Source organism: Agrobacterium sp. InxBP2, from assembly GCF_026191755.1.
GTDB lineage: Bacteria > Pseudomonadota > Alphaproteobacteria > Rhizobiales > Rhizobiaceae > Agrobacterium > Agrobacterium pusense.
In genome coordinates, this window is record NZ_JAINDY010000020.1 from 140,816 (window position 1) to 158,615 (window position 17,800).

A 17,800-nucleotide genomic window follows, 5' to 3' on the forward strand; every position below is an offset into this window, starting at 1 on the left:
TCCCCAGCAAACAAAAAAGCCGCCCCGAAGGGCGGCTTCCTGAATACTGAAACGCGTCGATTAACGCGAGTAGAATTCGACGACCAGATGCGGTTCCATGACGACCGGGTAAGGAACGTCGGAGAGCGACGGAACGCGAGCGTAGGTCGCAACCATCTTGTTGTGGTCAACTTCGATGTAGTCAGGAACGTCGCGTTCAGCGAGCTGAACGGCTTCCAGAACGGTTACGAGCTGCTTGGACTTCTGGCGAACTTCGATAACGTCGCCCGGCTTGCAGCGGTAAGAACCGATGTTGACGCGAACGCCGTTAACCGTGACGTGGCCATGGTTGATGAACTGGCGCGACGCGAAAACGGTCGGAACGAACTTGGCGCGGTAGACGATGGCGTCCAGACGCGACTCGAGCAGGCCGATCAGGTTTTCAGAGGTATCGCCCTTGCGACGGTTTGCTTCGTCGAAGGTAGCGCGGAACTGCTTTTCGCGCAGTTCGCCGTAGTAGCCCTTGAGCTTCTGCTTGGCGCGCAGCTGCGTGCCGAAGTCGCTCATCTTGCCCTTGCGGCGCTGGCCGTGCTGGCCCGGGCCGTATTCGCGGCGGTTAACCGGGGACTTCGGACGGCCCCAGATGTTTTCGCCCATGCGGCGGTCGATTTTGTACTTAGCCGATTCGCGCTTGCTCATCGTATTTCCTTCTCAAAGGTTTATACCGGCTTGTTGCCAAACCGGGTTAAGGAAACACGCCCTCCTCTGAGGCCCGTTGCAGGGCCTCTGACAGGCTTCTCACATGCGAATGGAGAAACCACGGGACATGTCGGTGATATTGACCGCCGAACGTCAGTTCTTAAACTGCAGGGCAGTCAACAAAACACACCGGACATCACTGCCCGGCGTTGGGGCGGCTTCTACAGAGCTTTCACGGTTTTGTCAAACAAGGCCTTTCGCTTTTTTCTAAAGTCTGCCCTTGAAAAGCAAAAGCGCCCACCCATCTCTCCATCGTGATCAGAACTCGGGCCCCTCTGGCGTGTTACCGGACAACACGTGATGTCGAGTTTGTTAAGGTTGGGGCCCACGTATATTCTTGACACGCGTTCCCCATCCGTAAAGCCAACCTCGTCCGGCTAAAGGTTGACTGATGGACTTTCTTCTATCGGATTTTCTCGGCACACCCACCTGGATGTGGGGTGTCTTTATTTCTCTTGTCCTTGGCCTGCTCGCGCTCGATCTCGGCGTACTTCATAAGAATTCCAAGGAAATCGGCGTTCGTGAAAGCCTGCTGATGTCAGGCTTCTATATTGCCATCGGCCTCGCCTTTGGCGGCTGGATCTGGTATCAATCCGGCCAGCAGTCCGCCATGGAATATGTCACGGGCTTCGTGGTCGAAAAAAGCCTGGCGATGGACAATATCTTCATCATCGCCATGATCTTCTCCTATTTTGCCATTCCGCGCCAATACCAGCACCGCGTCCTGCTCTGGGGTATCCTCGGCGTTATCGTCCTGCGCGGCATCATGATCGCCGGCGGCGCGGCCATCGTCGAAAACTTCCACTGGGTCCTTTACCTCTTTGCGGCCTTCCTCGTCTTCACCGGCCTCAAGATGCTGTTTTCCTCCGACCATGACGAGAACGACATCGGCAACAACCGCATCCTGAAATTCCTGCGCAGTCACCTGCCAGTGACAAACAGGCTGCATGGCGAAAAGTTCTTCGTCAAGGAAACCGATGAGACAACCGGAAAACTGAAGACCTTCGTGACGCCGCTCTTCCTGGCGCTCATCATGGTCGAAATCGCCGACCTCATCTTTGCCGTCGATTCGATCCCCGCAATCTTCGCGATCACCACCGATCCGTTTATCGTCTATACCTCGAACATCTTCGCGATCCTCGGCCTGCGCGCCCTCTATTTTGCGCTTGCCGCCCTGATCCATCGCTTCGCCTACCTGAAATATGCATTGGCTGCGGTTCTGGTCTTCGTCGGTTCGAAAATCTTCGTCGCTGACATGCTCGGCATCGCCAAGATTCCGCCGGCCGTTTCGCTGGGTGTCACCGTCGCCATTCTCGTCACCGGCGTCGTCGGTTCGCTGATCGCGACACGCAAGGAAACGAAAGCCATCGAGTAAGGTCAAGCAATGAGGAGGCGGAAACGCCTCCTCACACGCCGTCACCCCGGACCTGATCCGGGGTTAAGTGCGGTCAAGTCCTTGATCGCAATAGACTCTTCTCACGACGCAGACGCGCCGTGGCTGGATGCCGGATCAAGTCCGGCATGACGGGGGAATAAATCGACGCAAACAAACCCGCCGCACCCTCACTCCGCCGCCAGCCTTGCATCATCCTCAGCCGCATCCGCATCGCCGGGCGCGGTTTTTGCGTCGAGATCGGGAAATGCCACGATACGCTTGCCGGAGAAATCGGCATGCACCACCACAAGCTCCTTCTCCTCGAAATAACTAAGGAGACGCCGTGCGCGGCGGGCGGAATGGGTGCCGTAGGCGCGGGCAATTCGGGCATCGGACGGGCAAGGTTCCTCGCCGAGCGCTGCCTTGACGAGCAGCAGAAAAACGCCCTGCAGGTCATCGGAGACCGACATCGACAATTCCAGCGCCTTCTCCCAGCCTTCGCTTGCCGCCATTGCCGCATCAACGCCTGAACGGGCAATCGCCACCTGCCGGCGGAACTCCGCCAGCGTCATCGGCGTGCCGGGAATGCGGCGCATGCGGGCGCGCACCAGAAAATCCTGATAAAGCACGGCATCGGTACGATAGGCGGATTGAGGGTCATCGAGAATTTCGACGAGAACCGCTGAAATCTTTTCCTCGCGCTCTTCCGGCGTTATTTCCGGCTGGCCCGCACGTGGCGACTGCTCCGGCGCTGGACCGACGGCCGCGGGAGTAGACCGGGACAATTCAGCCAGAATATCCGTTGTTGGACGCGGAGCCGGCGGTGTGCGACGAACTGCGGGACGCGTGAATTCTTCCGGGTCCGGCGTAAAGATCAGGTCTTCGACGTCCTGCGGCGCATCCGGCAGCGGCATCAGCTTCGGTGAAGAGGAGCGCGCCGAGGTTTCCACCGCCCCGATGACGATGGGCAGCGGACGGCGCGAAAGCGCCGGGCCGAGCGCCACGAAATTGCCGCGCTGAAGATCGCGGAACATTTCCGCCTGCCGCCGGTCCATGCCGAGCAGATCGGCAGCGCGCGCCATATCGATATCGAGGAAGGTACGGCCCATCAGGAAGTTAGAGGCTTCCGCGGCCACGTTCTTGGCAAGCTTGGCCAGTCGCTGCGTGGCGATGACGCCGGCAAGACCACGCTTACGGCCACGGCACATCAGATTGGTCATCGCGCCAAGCGAAGCCTTGCGTGCATCTTCCGTGACTTCACCGGCAACCGACGGCGCAAACATCTGCGCTTCATCCACCACCACAAGCACCGGATACCAGAATTCGCGATCGGCATCGAACAGGCCGTTGAGGAAAGCAGCGGCCGCCCGCATCTGCTGTTCGATATCGAGACCTTCCAGCGTCAGCACGCAGGAAACACGATGCTGGCGAATGCGGTTGGCGATGCCCGCGAGCTCGGCTTCCGTGCGCTCGCCATCCACGACCACATGGCCGAATTTATCGGACAGCGTAACAAAATCACCCTCGGGATCGATGATGACCTGCTGCACCCATGGCGCCGATTGCTCGAGCAGCCGGCGCAGCAGATGCGACTTGCCGGAACCGGAATTGCCCTGCACCAGCAAACGCGTCGCAAGCAATTCTTCAATATCGAGCTTGGCCTGCTGCCCGCCCGATAGAGTTCCCATGTCGATGCCGACCTGCAATGTTCCGTTCCTCGTACTGCCTCAGATCCGGCCGATTCCCCTCGCGGCGGCCGAACATGCTCTTTACCAAAAAATCGTCGATTGCGTCTCGCCTATGCCGGTAATGCACAGGCATTTGCGTTCCGGCCTAAGCAGGACGGCGCCAGGCGCGGGCAAAGGCAATACGCCGCCCGAAGACATTGAGCGCCAGGCCGAGAATCACGAGCGCTGCGCCGGCCACTTCGAAGACTGTGATATGTTCCGCAAAAGCCAGATAGGCGCTGATGAAGCCAACGACGGGCACCAGTAGAGAAAACGGCGCCACCGTTCCAGCCGGATACCGCAGAAGCAGATAACTCCAGATACCAGCGCCGACAATTGTCGCACCATAGGCCATATAGATCACCACGAACGCCATGGTCGGCGTCGCATTGATCACCCCATCGACTATCGCCCGAGGACCCTCCACCACGAGCGAAAGCAGGATCAACGGCAGAACAGGCACAAGGCTCGTCCAGGCAACGAAGGAGACCGCATTGACCTGGCCGATGCGGCGATTGACGATGTTACCGCAGGCCCAGGCAATGGCGGAACCGACGCCCATCAGAAGCGGCACCAGCGCCGCCGCCGTCATGCGCTCGACGCCGATGACCGCAAGCCCGCCAAAAGCGATGATTGCACCGAGGATTTGCGACGGCAACGGCCGTTCCCCGAGGAACACCACGGCAAGCGCCAGCGTGAAAAAGGCCTGCGACTGCATGACGAGCGAAGCAAGCCCCGCTGGCAGCCCGAGCTTGATGGCCGGATAAAGCAGGCCGAACTGCACAAAACCCATGGCCATGCCGTAAACGATCATATGCCGCCAGGGCACATTGGGCCTGGGCAGGAAAAACACCAGTGGCACTGCCGCAAAGAGATAACGAACCCCCGTCAAAAACAGCGGCGGCATATCGTTGACGCCGATCTTGATGACAACGAAGTTGAAGCCCCACAAAAACACGGTAACCAGGGCCAGAAGTATATGCGGCAATGCCATTTTATTATGTCCGAATGTCAGTCGATGGAGGGCGTCATACGCTGGCCGCCCTCTTCCAGCCAAAGGCAACGAGACCAGCGCCGATCAGGAGGCCACCGCCCGTGCGGTTGACAATCCGCTGAACCTTCGGCTTGCGGATCGTATTACGGGCGGCACTTGCCAGAAGTCCATAAAGCGCCGCGTTGACAGTGGCAAGCACAAGGAACGTCGCCTCGAAAATCAGCACCTGCGGCCAGAACGGCAATGTCGGCACCAGAAACTGCGGCAAAAAGGCCACGAAGAACACGATGCTCTTCGGGTTAAGCGCGGTAACGATATAGGCATGCAGGAAGATTTTGAGCGGTCTTTCCCGGCCCGTCACGCCGGTTCCATCAGTACCTTCGCCACCAACCGGCGAACGCCACAGCTTGATGCCGAGATAGATGAGGTAAGCCGCACCGATCCATTTCAGCCCGGTAAAAAGCGCTGCGGATGTGGCGAGCAGCGCCCCAAGCCCCAACATCGAGGCCGTCATGGCGGTGAAATCGCCGAGCGCCACGCCTGTCACCGTTGCCGTGCTCGCCTTGCGGCCATGGCCCAGCGCATAAGAAATGACCAGCAGGATCGTCGGTCCTGGAATGGCAAGCATGATGGCGGACGCGGCCACGAAGGCCAGCCAGTTTTCCAATGGCATGATGAATCTCCTCTATCCCGAGTCTTGAGCAAGCCACGGAAAATGTTTTGCTTCAAGCCGGATTGTACGAGCTGTGCAGCTCTCTCCTAATGCCCCCGGGAAACGTCCCGGTACGAGTTTCTCCGTATTCCGCGGTCAAACTGGGACCGGCCTCTCCCGCATGTGCGTGCGGAAGAGGCCACCATTGTCAAAACCGCGGCGCCCAGTAGGGCGTTTCCCAGTCTCGCCGCCGCTTCACGCGCGAAGGGTCGAGGCCGATATCGACCAGAAGGCGCTCCGGCAGATCGGCAGGGTCAGTTGGTGGCGCGCGGGGCACGACAGCGGCAATGAGAACCGCTTTGAGAGTTTTCCAGACGCCGAATGTGACGAACAGACGGTCCACCGCATCCGGCAGCGCATATGCTACCAGTGGTTGATTTTTTTGCATGGGAAATCCATCCCGGCGCGGCAAAGCGGCCAGGTCCTTTATCGATGAAAGACGACAGGACGAAACGACGGGCACAGCAATGATGCCGCACAAACGCGCAGGTCACATGTCGAACGAAATGAAAACGCCAAACGGCAGGGAAATCAGGCCTAAGCCTTATCGGAGGGAGATGCCTCGCATCCCATTACCGCCGATATTCATGCCGGAAAGGCCAGACATGCCGTTAAGGCGCATATTCATGTCATTGGTCATTCCACGCCTCCATTTATAGCGGTTACAGACGAGAAACACCTTACACAGGAAATCCGGCGCGACAAGAGGTCGCAATCTCGAATTGTAAAGAGTCGCAAAAAGGTGCAAAAATGCAACAGACTCATGGAAGGGAAATCAGGACACGGAGACGCTGAGGCCAAAACCCTGCATCAGCCGCCGCGTGGCAAAGTCCGGCTTGCCTGATGTGAAGACGGCGAAGTCGAATCCATCGGGGTGTTCGGCATCCTGGGGCATCGGCACCAGATGACGGGCACGTCTTGCAATTGCCTCGGCGGGATCGAGCCAGTCTACCGGCCAGGGGGCCAGACGGCGAAACACGTTGGCCATGAAAGGATAGTGGGTGCAGGCGAGAACGACGATATCGGTGCGTTTTCCATCGCTTTCGATAAAACAGGGTTCGATTTCGGCAAGCACCGCCTCTTCCGACACCGGCTCCCCCCTGATCCAGCTTTCGGCCATGCGCGCAAGGTTTTCCGAGCCGACAAGGCGGACATGGCATTGCGTCGCGAAGGACTGGATGAGATCGCGCGTATAGGCACGCTTGACGGTGCCGGGCGTCGCCAGAACGGAGACGAGGCCGGAACGGGTGCGCTCCGCCGCCGGTTTGATGGCGGGTACTGTTCCGACAAAGGTCATCTGCGGAAACCGGGCACGCAGATCGGCACCGGCAAGCGTGAAGGCGGTATTGCAGGCAATGACGCAGACTTCCGGGCTGAAATCCTGCAGCAGTTTTTCAAAAAGCGAGAGAATGCGCGCCCTGAGCGCCTCCTCCTCCCAGCCTCCATAGGGAAAACCGGCGTCGTCGGCCACATAGATGAAACCGCGCTCGGGCATCAGCACGCGCGCTTCGCGCAGCACAGTCAGCCCGCCAATGCCGGAATCGAACACCAGCACCGGCTTCAGCACGTCGGTGGCCGCCTCACTCGTCTTCAGCATTCTCCCCTGCTCCCTCGGCCGATGGCCCCGTTGCCCGACCGGCCTGCTTCGGCCACTGCCGGGGAAAACGGTCGAGCGAATTGATCACGCCGCGGAAAACACTGATTTCCTGCTCGGAAAAACCGCGTCTCGACAGCACGGCACGCAGATTGTCGACCATTTTCGGCTTTTTTTCAGCGGGATGGAAATAACCGCGCGCATCCAGCGCTTCCTCGAGATGTTCAAACAGGCCAAAAACCTGCTCCTTGGTCGAAGGCCGCTGCTCGACGGACTGGAAAAGCGTCTCGCCCAGATCGTCCATGCCTGACTTCATCCACTCATAGGACATCAGGAGCACGGCCTGCGCAATATTGAGCGATGCAAAGGCGGGGTTGACCGGAAATGTCACGATCTCATCGGCCAACGCCACTTCCTCATTGGTCAGGCCCCAGCGTTCACGACCAAACAGGATGCCTGTCTTTTCGCCCGCCTTGAATTTTGCCCGGAGCGTATCGGCCGCAGTGACTGGCGATCGTACCGGCTTGAACCCATAACGCTCGCGCGCGGTCGTGGCATAAACGAAATTGAGATCCTTGATCGCCTCTTCCAGGGTATCGAACACCGTCGTCGCGTCGATGACGTGATCGGCCTTGGAAGCGGCGGAGCGCGCCTTTTCGCTTGGCCAGCCATCACGCGGGTTGACGAGGCGCAGCTCGGCAAGCCCGAAATTGGCCATCGCTCGCGCCACCATGCCGATATTTTCGCCGAGCTGCGGTTCGACCAGAATGATCGCCGGGCCTTCCGCCAGAAGTTCAAGCTCGCTGTTTGTGCCTGCCATCGTTGTTTGTCCGTTGTTTTTAAAAGCGCGGCATAGACTTTGACGCCGATACCGTAAAGCGCGCTTCACTGGCACAGATTGCCGTTAAAATCAAAGTCGGAGAGAGCGCACACCCGCTCGGCGTTGCTGGAGATGAGAGCAACACCGCTACCCCGTCATCCTCGGGCTTGAACCGAGGATCCACAACCCGTTGAAATCAATGGATCCTCTGGCCAAGCTCGAGGATGACGGGGAGTGTGGCGAAAACCTCGCATCACTCTCCACCGGCTCAAACGGGACCCATTACTCCCCTTTGATGATGTTCGCCATCTCCTCACGCAGCGAGTCCCGGCCTTCGTCGCCAACCCGGTGAATGTCGCTGATGACAGGCCGCCCCTCCTCCTCGATCACATCGAAATGCACCTCGTCCACGGTCGCCTTCATCTCCGCCTCATCCATGCAGGCCCAGAGCTTGAATTTGGCCGTCACGTCAGTCACGCCATCCTTCACCGCGCCCGCCATCACGGACACATCCTGCAGCGGGCAGCCATCCTGCGAGTTGGTCACGACATCATAACCGAATGGATCGCCCTTCTCGCCGCTTTCGGCCTCGTAAGCCGGCTTCTTGGAGGCTTCACGGTATTGCGCGACGAACTCCTTGCTGAAGAGGCTCGTCAGCATGTCCTCGTCGAATATGTATTTCCAGTTTTCCGCATCGCCGGACCAGTTCTTGACGGTGATGTCCATCACCTTCTGGACGGGATCGGTGGGACCGGCGGCGAGGGCGGCGTGGGAAAAGAGGGCGGCGGCAGACAGAAGCAGAATTTTCCGCATGATATGATCCCGGTAGAGGCCCAGAGACGGGCGAAGCGATTCGCCTGACTGTATTCCGGCATTATGGTTTGGCAATGCGCAAAGCGTTATTGCGCTGCGCCAAAAAAGCGCCCCCCATGGCTTTGCCTCAGGCGCGTGCGATGCTATAGCCCCACCGGATATTTTTCCGACTATGGGCGTCAACAGGCGCCACAGCTTCGAAGGTGAGGAATTCATGGCAAAGATCAAGGTAGCCAATCCAGTCGTCGATCTCGACGGCGACGAAATGACCCGTATCATCTGGCAGCTCATCAAGGACAAGCTGATCCTGCCATACCTCGATCTCGACATCGAATATTACGACCTCTCGGTTGAAAACCGCGACGCCACCAACGACCAGGTCACGGTTGACGCGGCCCACGCCATCAAGAAGCACGGCGTCGGCATCAAGTGCGCCACCATCACCCCGGATGAGCAGCGCGTCGAGGAGTTCGGCCTGAAGCAGATGTGGAAGAGCCCGAACGGCACCATCCGCAACATTCTGGGCGGCGTCATCTTCCGCGAGCCGATCATCTGCAAGAACGTTCCGCGCCTCGTTCCGGGCTGGACGAAGCCGATCGTTGTTGGCCGCCACGCTTTCGGTGACCAGTACAAGGCAACCGATTTCAAATTCCCCGGCAAGGGCAAGCTGACCATCAAGTTCGTCGGTGAAGACGGCCAGGTCATCGAGAAGGACGTTTTCGACGCTCCGAGCGCCGGCGTGGCTCTTGCCATGTACAACCTTGACGAATCCATCCGCGAATTCGCCCGCGCCTCCATGAACTATGGCCTGATGCGCAAGTGGCCGGTTTACCTCTCCACGAAGAACACCATCCTCAAGGCCTATGACGGCCGCTTCAAGGATATCTTCGAAGAAGTCTACCAGACCGAATTCAAGAAGCAGTTCGACGAAATCGGCATCACCTATGAGCACCGCCTCATCGACGACATGGTCGCTTCCGCGCTGAAGTGGTCTGGCGGCTACATCTGGGCCTGCAAGAACTATGACGGCGACGTTCAGTCGGACACGGTTGCTCAGGGCTTCGGCTCGCTCGGCCTGATGACCTCGGTTCTTCTGTCCCCCGATGGCCGTACGGTCGAAGCCGAAGCGGCACACGGCACGGTCACGCGCCACTACCGTCAGCACCAGAAGGGTCAGGAAACCTCGACCAACTCGATCGCCTCGATCTTCGCCTGGACCCGTGGCCTCGCCCACCGCGCCAAGCTGGACGACAATGCGGAACTGGCAAAGTTCGCGGCAACGCTCGAGACCGTCTGCGTCGACACCGTCGAAAGCGGCTACATGACAAAGGACCTCGCGCTCCTCATCGGCCCGGACCAGCCCTGGCTCTCCACCACAGCCTTCCTCGACAAGATCGACGAAAACCTCAAGAAGGCGATGGCTGCCTAAGCCTGCTTTCCCAAGACGTCAAAACCCGGCCTCAGTGCCGGGTTTTTTATTTGCACGGTATAGACGAGGCATTCGTTCAATAGAACCGAAATGGACAACCAGATAGCGAACAAATATCGTTACGTGCCGGCTGGTTGAGCCAAGAGAAAAAACTCTGACACAACGCAGATTTCTTTTTGTTCACGGCATCTTGATTAGCGGTTGCACTAGGCGCAGAATTTGATTCTGCGTGTCCAGGGCCAGCAGGACAATAAGACTAAGATTAAACAGCATCTACTTGCACACAACTTGCCCGACACAGTCAAACGTTCATCGTAGCATCCACGCGATCTTGGAAAGACGCTAGGGATGTTGCGGACTTAAAAAATATGAAACGCAGGCCGAAAGCCCTTTGGGTTCGCCTGATGTTTCGACGATTTTGCTTGGGGAGGCAAAAGAGCATGAGTGAACTGATCTTTTACACCAACCCCATGTCGCGCGGGCGCATCGCGCGGTGGATGCTCGAGGAAGTGGGCGTTCCCTATCGAACCGAGATACTTCGTTTCGAAACCTCGATGAAATCGCCCGCCTATCGGCTAATCAATCCGATGGCCAAGGTGCCCGCCATCAAACATGGCGATACCATCGTCACCGAGGCCGCCGCGATCTGCGCCTATCTGGCTGACGCCTTTCCCGGTGCGAACCTAGCGCCCACACCCAAGTCACGCGGGCTTTATTACCGCTGGATGTTCTTTGCCGCAGGCCCGCTGGAAATGGCGGCGAGCATGAAGGCAATGGGTTTTGAAGTGCCGAAGGAAAAATTGCGTATGGCCGGCTGCGGCAGCTATGCGGATGTGATGAACACGCTGGAACGGGCCGTCAGCGAAAACCGCTTCATCGCCGGCGATCTTTTTACCGCCGCGGATGTCTATGTCGGCGCCCATGTCGGCTGGGGCCTGCAATTCGGCACGATTGAAAAACGCCCGGCCTTCATCGACTACTTGGCGCATCTGACCGAGCGCCCGGCCTTCAAGCGAGCCGCGCAGCTCGATGAGGAAGCGGCGAAGGATATGAAAGCGACGGACTAGAGTATTTCCGGTGATCACGGAATCACCGGAAATGCTCTAGTGTTTGTTTTTACCGCATTGTCCGACGCCGAAGCGAACACGCTTCGGCTGGAAATGCTTCAGCAGGCTTGGCGCTGCCGAGCGCACAATAGTCCCTGAACCATCCACAAACGGAAATTCACAAGAAAAAGGCGGGCCAAAATCCCGCCTTCTCATTTTCTGTCGATCAGGCCGCCAGAGCCGCTGCCACCGCTTCGATGGCCTCCTGCGCCTTGGCGCCATCAGGACCACCCGCCTGCGCCATGTCCGGTCGGCCGCCGCCGCCCTTGCCGCCAAGTGCGGCGGAAGCAGTGCGGACGATATCGACGGCGCTGAAACGGGACGTCAGATCTTCCGTCACGGCGGCGACAGCGCTTGCCTTGCCATCCTCGGAAACGGCGATCAGCAGCACGACGCCAGAACCGAGATTGGCCTTGGCCTCGTCGGCGAGCCCCTTCAGATCCTTGGCATCGATACCAGCAAGGGATTTTGCCAGGAAGTTGACGCCCGCGACCTGCTTGACGTCGCTTGCCCCGGCATCCGCCGAACCGCCGCCCATGGCGAGCTTCCGGCGGGCATCGGCGAGCTCACGCTCCAGCTTCTTGCGTTCATCCAGCAGGCCTTCAACGCGCGAGAGGACATCACCCGGCTGAACCTTCAGCGACGAGGCGAGCGCCTTTACCCGCTCGTCCTGTTCGGCGAGATAGGCAAGCGCGCCCTGGCCGGTTACGGCCTCGAGGCGTCGCACACCGGCACCCACGGCGCTTTCACCGAGAATGCGGATGAGACCGATCTGGCCGGTCGCAGCCACATGCGTGCCGCCGCAAAGCTCGACGGAATAAGGACGGTTGGCTTTCGAGCCGTGCAAGCCGGTGCCCATGGAGACGACACGAACCTCGTCACCGTATTTCTCGCCGAACAGCGCCATCGCGCCCTCGGCAATGGCGTCATCGACGCTCATCAGGCGGGTGACGACAGGCGAGTTCTGCAACACGATTTCGTTGGCCATGTCTTCGACGACCTTCAGCTCCTCGGCCGACATCGGCTTCGGATGTGAAACGTCAAAGCGCAGGCGCTCGGGCGCGACCAGCGAACCCTTCTGCGCGACATGGGTGCCCAACACTTCGCGCAACGCCTCATGCAGCAGGTGGGTGGCGGAGTGATTGGCGCGAAGGCGCGAGCGGCGGTCATGATCGACCGTCAACTGAACGGCGTCGCCCACTTTCAGGCCGCCCTTGGAGACGGTGCCCATATGAACGAAGAGGCCTTCGCCGCGCTTCTGGGTGTCGGAAACGGCAAAAGCGCCATTATCGCCGGAGATGACGCCGGTATCGCCCATCTGGCCGCCGGACTCGCCATAAAACGGCGTCTGGTTGACCACGACCTGCACGGTCTCACCATCCACAGCGCTTTCGACGGCCTTACCATCCTTGACGATGGCCTGCACGACGCCCTCGGCGGTTTCCGTGTCATAACCGAGGAACTCGGTGGCACCGAGTTTTTCCTTGAGTTCGAACCAGATCGTTTCGGTGGCCTTGTCGCCGGAACCGGCCCAATGCGAGCGGGCTTCCGCCTTCTGGCGCTCCATGGCATCCGTGAAGCCGGAAATATCGACGCCGATTTCGCGGGCGCGCAGTGCGTCCTGCGTCAGGTCGAGCGGGAAACCATAGGTGTCGTAAAGCTTGAAAGCAGTCTCGCCATCCAGCATGTCGCCCTTGTGCAGGGTCGAGGTGGCATCCGACAGCAGCGACAGGCCGCGTTCCAGCGTCTTGCGGAAACGGGTTTCCTCAAGCTTCAGGGTTTCGGAGATCAACGCTTCGGCGCGGACCAGTTCCGGATAGGCGCGACCCATCTGCTGCACCAGCGACGGCAGCAGCTTGTAGATCAGCGGCTCGCGCGCGCCGAGCAGTTCGGCATGGCGCATGGCGCGACGCATGATGCGGCGCAGAACATAACCGCGGCCTTCATTGGAAGGCAGCACGCCATCGGCGATCAGGAACGCAGACGACCGCAGGTGGTCGGCTATGACGCGGTGGCTGGCGCGCTTTTCGCCTTCAGCCGGAACACCCGTCGCTTCGACGGAAGCGGCGATCAGCGCGCGGAACAGGTCCGTATCGTAATTGTCATGCTTGCCCTGCAGCAATGCGGAGATACGCTCCAGACCCATGCCGGTATCGATCGACGGGCGCGGCAGGTCGATGCGCTCTTCCTTCGTCACCTGCTCATATTGCATGAAGACGAGGTTCCAGATTTCGATAAAGCGGTCGCCATCCTCTTCCGGCGAGCCGGGCGGGCCGCCCCAGATATGATCGCCATGGTCGTAGAAGATTTCGGAACAGGGGCCGCAGGGTCCGGTATCGCCCATCGCCCAGAAATTGTCGCTGGTCGGGATGCGGATGATGCGGTCGTCGGAGAAACCGGCGATCTTCTTCCAGAGGTTAAAGGCCTCGTCGTCGGTGTGATAAACCGTGACCAGCAGGCGATTGCGGTCGATGCCGAATTCCCTGGTGATCAGGTTCCAGGCGTGCGTGATCGCCTCTTCCTTGAAATAATCGCCAAAGGAGAAGTTGCCGAGCATTTCGAAGAAGGTGTGGTGACGGGCGGTATAACCGACATTGTCGAGGTCGTTATGCTTGCCGCCAGCGCGCACGCATTTCTGCGCGGATGCCGCAGTAGAATAAGGACGGCTTTCCAGACCGGTGAAGACGTTCTTGAACTGCACCATGCCGGCATTGGTGAACATCAGCGTCGGATCGTTGCGCGGCACCAGCGGGCTGGAGGGCACAATCTCGTGTCCGTTCTTCTTGAAGTAGTCGAGGAAGGTCGACCGAATTTCATTTACACCGCTCATGCCCACACACCGCTCACAGCTGGAGTCCATCACCGCCATCGGAAATGATGGCTATATTGCAAAATCAATGGCTTTTATCGTCCGCATCCTGCCCTGTCCAGCCATCGAGGTCAGCGAAGGCGTACCGACAAAGAAAAAGGGCCACACGACAGAAATCGCACGGCCCATTTTGTTCAATTCGATTCACATCGAGACAGGCGATCCGGCAACGGATGCCTGAAGCTCGACGGCAGGATCAGCCTTCGTCACCGTCGCCGTCATCGCCGGAATCAGGACCGCCATTCTGCAGGAAACGATCCGCAATCAGGCCGGCGTTCTGGCGCAGCGCCAGCTCGATCTCGTTTGCCGTATCGGGGTTGTCGCGCAGGAAGGTCTTGGCGTTTTCACGCCCCTGCCCCAGACGCTGGCTGTTATAGGAGAACCAGGCACCGGACTTTTCAACGATACCGGCTTTTACGCCGAGGTCGACAAGCTCACCGGTCTTGGAAACGCCTTCGCCATACATGATGTCGAATTCCACCTGCTTGAAAGGCGGCGCCATCTTGTTCTTGACGACCTTGACGCGGGTCTGGTTGCCGACAACCTCTTCGCGTTCCTTGACAGCGCCGATACGGCGGATGTCGAGGCGAACGGAAGCGTAGAACTTCAGCGCATTACCGCCGGTCGTCGTTTCCGGCGAACCGAACATGACGCCGATCTTCATGCGGATCTGGTTGATGAAGATGACCATGCACTTCGACTTGGAGATCGAAGCGGTCAGCTTGCGCAGCGCCTGGCTCATCAGGCGGGCCTGAAGACCCGGCAGGCTGTCGCCCATCTCACCTTCAATTTCCGCCCGCGGCGTCAGCGCCGCAACGGAGTCGACCACGAGAACGTCGACCGCGCCGGAGCGCACCAGCGTATCGGTGATCTCAAGCGCCTGCTCGCCCGTATCCGGCTGCGAGATCAGCAGGCTCTGCAGATCCACGCCAAGCTTGCGCGCATAGACCGGATCAAGCGCATGTTCGGCGTCAACGAAGGCGCAGATGCCGCCCTTCTTCTGGGCTTCCGCAATGGTCTGCAGCGCCAGCGTCGTTTTACCCGAGCTTTCCGGACCGTAAATTTCAATGATGCGCCCCTTCGGCAGTCCGCCGATGCCGAGCGCGATATCCAGGCTGAGCGAACCCGTCGAAACGGTCTCCACCTCAACCACATTTTCATTGGAACCGAGCTTCATGATCGATCCCTTGCCGAACGACCGTTCGATCTGGGAGAGCGCCGCTTCCAGTGCCTTGCTTTTATCCACCGATTTATCCTCTACGAGACGCAAAGAATTTTGTGCCATCCGAACCACCTTTAGGTTATTGAAGCCGCACAGGCAATGTAGCAGTATGGGAACGGTATGTACTCTATTTGTTCTCATTTAACAAGGCTGAGCCAGCATATTGAAAACAAATAGTGATAAGTCGTTTGTTCTGCTTTCGTTTTTCTGTGCGCGGCCCCTTGCCGCAAACCGGAGGCGAGGTCAGGAAGACGTCAGTTTAGGCCGAATCGTCCGGCCTTACCATCCGCCAGAGAGGGAAATGCAAGCGTGAAGAAAATACTCGTTCTGGGCGGCGCGCATATCGACAGGCGCGGCATGATCGAGACTGAAACGGCGCCGGGCGCCAGCAACCCCGGCTCCTGGATGGAAGAGGCGGGCGGCGGCGGTTTCAATGCTGCACGCAATCTCTCCCGGCTCGGCTTTCAAGTCAGGATCATCGCCCCGCGCGGCGGCGACGTGACGGGAGAAGCCGTTGCGGAGGCTGCACGACACGCTGGCGTGGAGGACACGCCGTTCACCTTCCTCGACCGGCGCACACCGAGCTATACCGCCATTCTGGAGCGTGACGGCAACCTCGTCATCGCGCTTGCCGACATGGACCTCTACAAGCTCTTCACGCCGCGCCGGCTCAAGGTCCGCGCCGTCCGGGAGGCCATCACCGCAAGCGATATCCTGCTCTGCGACGCCAACCTGCCCGAGGACACGCTGGCTGCACTTGGCCTCGTTGCCCGCGCCTGCGAAAAGCCGCTGGCGGCCATAGCCATTTCGCCGGCCAAGGCCGTGAAGCTGAAAGCGGCGCTGGCCGACATCGACATCCTCTTCATGAACGAGGCGGAAGCGCGCGCGCTCACCGGCGAGACGGCCGCTGACGTTCGTGACTGGCCGGATATCCTGCGCAAGGCCGGGCTTTCCGGCGGCGTCGTCACCCGCGGCGCCAGCGAAGTCGTGGCCTTCGACGGAAATGAAAAAGCAATCCTCCACCCGCCCCTCATCCGCGAAGTGAAGGATGTAACCGGTGCGGGCGATGCCATGGCGTCTGGCTACCTCGCCGCCATTGCCGAAGGAAAGACGATTGCCGAAGCCCTGAGACGGGGCGCTGCGGCAGCTGCAATCACCGTGCAATCGCCCTTTGCCACCGCGCACGACCTATCAAAAGACAGTGTCGAAGCCATGTTGGGGCTTGTTCCCCAGGCTGAAATGCTGGCATGAACCCGCTTTTAAAAACTGGAACAGATGAAATGACCCGCCCCATCTCCCCTCTCCTGCCCATCGTCTATTCTCAGGAAGTTGCCGCCGCCAAGCAGCGCGGTGCGCCGATCGTCGCGCTTGAATCGACCATCATCACCCATGGCATGCCCTACCCCGGCAATATCGAGATGGCGGAAAGCGTCGAGCAGATCATCCGTGATCAGGGCGCGGTTCCGGCCACCATCGCCGTCATTCATGGCACCCTGCATATTGGCCTCGAGAAAGACCAGCTAGAGGCGCTTGCCCAGACTACCGACGCCATGAAGGTCTCACGCGCCGATATCGCCTTTGCGATCGCCGAGCGCCGCACGGGCGCGACGACGGTTGCCGCCACCATGATTGCCGCTGCCCGCGCCGGTATCCGCGTTTTCGCGACCGGCGGCATCGGCGGCGTGCACAAGGGTGCTGAAGAGACTTTCGACATCTCCGCAGATCTGACCGAGCTTGCCAAGACGGGCGTCATCGTCGTCTGCGCTGGCGCGAAAGCCATTCTCGATATTCCAAAGACGCTTGAAGTCCTCGAAACCAACGGCGTACCCGTCGTCACTTTCGGTTCGGAAGAATTCCCGGCCTTCTGGTCTCGCTCCTCCGGCCTGCCAAGCCCGCTTTCGCTCAACAGCCCGGCCGCAATCGCCAACTTCCAGGTAACCCGCGAACAGCTCGGTATCGATGGCGGCATGCTGGTGGCCAATCCCGTGCCAGAAGCTGACGAAATTCCGCGCGAGGAAATGGAAATCTACATCAACCGTGCCATCTCCCATGCCGAGCGGGATGAAGTGACCGGCAAGGCGGTCACGCCGTATCTGCTGGGTGACATTTTGCGCCTGACGGATGGTCGCAGCCTCGAAACCAATATCGCGCTGGTTCGCAACAACGCGCAATTAGCGGCTGAGATTGCGGTGGCGCTGAGCTAACCGTCGGGGTTGGGATCATCCTCAAGCTTGCGGGTGACGCCAGGGTTCGAAAACCTCGCCTCCGTGATGCCGGACTAGATCCGGCATCCAGCCGCGGCGCGTCTGCGCCGTAAAAGAGTCTTTCGTGATCAAGGACTTGATCACGCTGGACCCCGGATCTGGTCCGGGGTGACGGATTGCGGATGATCAAGTTCTGC

General features: G+C 59.4%; 16 protein-coding genes. 6 read left to right on the forward strand and 10 right to left on the reverse strand.

Annotated elements, in window-relative coordinates; genetic code table 11:
* Positions 1-60 precede the first annotated feature (60 nt).
* The gene (rpsD, locus tag K7A42_RS03635; protein WP_004442465.1) at positions 61-678 is read right to left on the reverse strand and encodes a 30S ribosomal protein S4; all 618 of its coding nucleotides are present in this window, start codon (positions 676-678) and stop codon (positions 61-63) included.
* A 451-nt stretch (positions 679-1,129) separates the two neighbouring features.
* On the opposite strand from rpsD, the gene K7A42_RS03640 reads away from it, so the two are divergent.
* Positions 1,130-2,113 (forward strand): TerC family protein, encoded by a 984-nt coding sequence (locus K7A42_RS03640; RefSeq protein WP_022556493.1) that lies wholly within the window; start codon positions 1,130-1,132, stop codon positions 2,111-2,113.
* A gap of 188 nt (positions 2,114-2,301) precedes the next feature.
* Here the strand turns inward: K7A42_RS03640 and K7A42_RS03645 are convergent, their stop codons facing one another.
* The 7 genes from K7A42_RS03645 to K7A42_RS03675 all read right to left on the reverse strand — a co-directional run bounded on the left by K7A42_RS03645 (position 2,302) and on the right by K7A42_RS03675 (position 8,773).
* On the reverse strand, positions 2,302-3,819 hold the full coding sequence (locus tag K7A42_RS03645; protein WP_022556494.1) for an ATP-binding protein: 1,518 nt from the start codon (positions 3,817-3,819) through the stop codon (positions 2,302-2,304).
* Positions 3,820-3,946: 127 nt separating this feature from the next.
* A complete protein-coding gene (locus K7A42_RS03650; RefSeq protein WP_022556495.1) occupies positions 3,947-4,834 on the reverse strand; it encodes an EamA family transporter in 888 nt (295 codons plus the stop codon).
* Between the two features lie 34 nt (positions 4,835-4,868).
* Positions 4,869-5,507 carry a LysE family translocator gene (locus K7A42_RS03655; RefSeq protein WP_004442479.1) on the reverse strand — a complete coding sequence of 213 codons (639 nt, stop codon included), beginning with the start codon at positions 5,505-5,507 and terminating at the stop codon, positions 4,869-4,871.
* Between the two features lie 187 nt (positions 5,508-5,694).
* A complete protein-coding gene (locus K7A42_RS03660) occupies positions 5,695-5,934 on the reverse strand; it encodes a hypothetical protein (protein ID WP_006698773.1) in 240 nt (79 codons plus the stop codon).
* Between the two features lie 387 nt (positions 5,935-6,321).
* Complete coding sequence (murI, locus tag K7A42_RS03665) at positions 6,322-7,143, reverse strand: glutamate racemase (RefSeq protein WP_004442486.1); 822 nt, start codon at positions 7,141-7,143, stop codon at positions 6,322-6,324.
* The gene (locus K7A42_RS03670) at positions 7,127-7,960 is read right to left on the reverse strand and encodes an RNA methyltransferase (RefSeq protein ID WP_004442488.1); all 834 of its coding nucleotides are present in this window, start codon (positions 7,958-7,960) and stop codon (positions 7,127-7,129) included. Before K7A42_RS03670 ends, murI begins: the two co-directional genes overlap by 17 nt.
* Positions 7,961-8,242: 282 nt before the next feature.
* Positions 8,243-8,773: a hypothetical protein gene (locus K7A42_RS03675; RefSeq protein ID WP_162749614.1), complete on the reverse strand. Its 531-nt coding sequence runs from the start codon at positions 8,771-8,773 to the stop codon at positions 8,243-8,245.
* Positions 8,774-8,987: 214 nt separating this feature from the next.
* On the opposite strand from K7A42_RS03675, the gene K7A42_RS03680 reads away from it, so the two are divergent.
* Together K7A42_RS03680 and K7A42_RS03685 are read left to right on the forward strand one after the other, a co-directional pair.
* Positions 8,988-10,202 carry an NADP-dependent isocitrate dehydrogenase gene (locus K7A42_RS03680; RefSeq protein ID WP_035210117.1) on the forward strand — a complete coding sequence of 405 codons (1,215 nt, stop codon included), beginning with the start codon at positions 8,988-8,990 and terminating at the stop codon, positions 10,200-10,202.
* Positions 10,203-10,642: 440 nt separating this feature from the next.
* Positions 10,643-11,269, forward strand: coding sequence for a glutathione S-transferase family protein (locus tag K7A42_RS03685; protein WP_004442494.1), 627 nt, complete (start codon positions 10,643-10,645; stop codon positions 11,267-11,269).
* 205 nt (positions 11,270-11,474) lie between these two features.
* Here the strand turns inward: K7A42_RS03685 and alaS are convergent, their stop codons facing one another.
* Positions 11,475-14,138: an alanine--tRNA ligase gene (gene alaS / locus K7A42_RS03690; RefSeq protein WP_048902720.1), complete on the reverse strand. Its 2,664-nt coding sequence runs from the start codon at positions 14,136-14,138 to the stop codon at positions 11,475-11,477.
* Here alaS and K7A42_RS03695 point away from each other — a divergent pair.
* On the forward strand, positions 14,137-14,358 hold the full coding sequence (locus K7A42_RS03695) for a hypothetical protein (protein ID WP_113381321.1): 222 nt from the start codon (positions 14,137-14,139) through the stop codon (positions 14,356-14,358). The genes alaS and K7A42_RS03695 overlap by 2 nt on opposite strands.
* Before the next feature lie 15 nt (positions 14,359-14,373).
* Here the strand turns inward: K7A42_RS03695 and recA are convergent, their stop codons facing one another.
* Positions 14,374-15,462 (reverse strand): recombinase RecA, encoded by a 1,089-nt coding sequence (gene recA / locus K7A42_RS03700; RefSeq protein ID WP_004442498.1) that lies wholly within the window; start codon positions 15,460-15,462, stop codon positions 14,374-14,376.
* Positions 15,463-15,708: 246 nt separating this feature from the next.
* Between recA and K7A42_RS03705 the strand changes: the two genes are divergently transcribed.
* Both K7A42_RS03705 and K7A42_RS03710 read left to right on the forward strand, forming a co-directional pair.
* A complete protein-coding gene (locus tag K7A42_RS03705) occupies positions 15,709-16,650 on the forward strand; it encodes a carbohydrate kinase family protein (protein ID WP_282454872.1) in 942 nt (313 codons plus the stop codon).
* A gap of 29 nt (positions 16,651-16,679) precedes the next feature.
* Positions 16,680-17,603: a pseudouridine-5'-phosphate glycosidase gene (locus tag K7A42_RS03710; protein WP_282454873.1), complete on the forward strand. Its 924-nt coding sequence runs from the start codon at positions 16,680-16,682 to the stop codon at positions 17,601-17,603.
* The last annotated feature ends 197 nt before the right edge of the window (positions 17,604-17,800 follow it).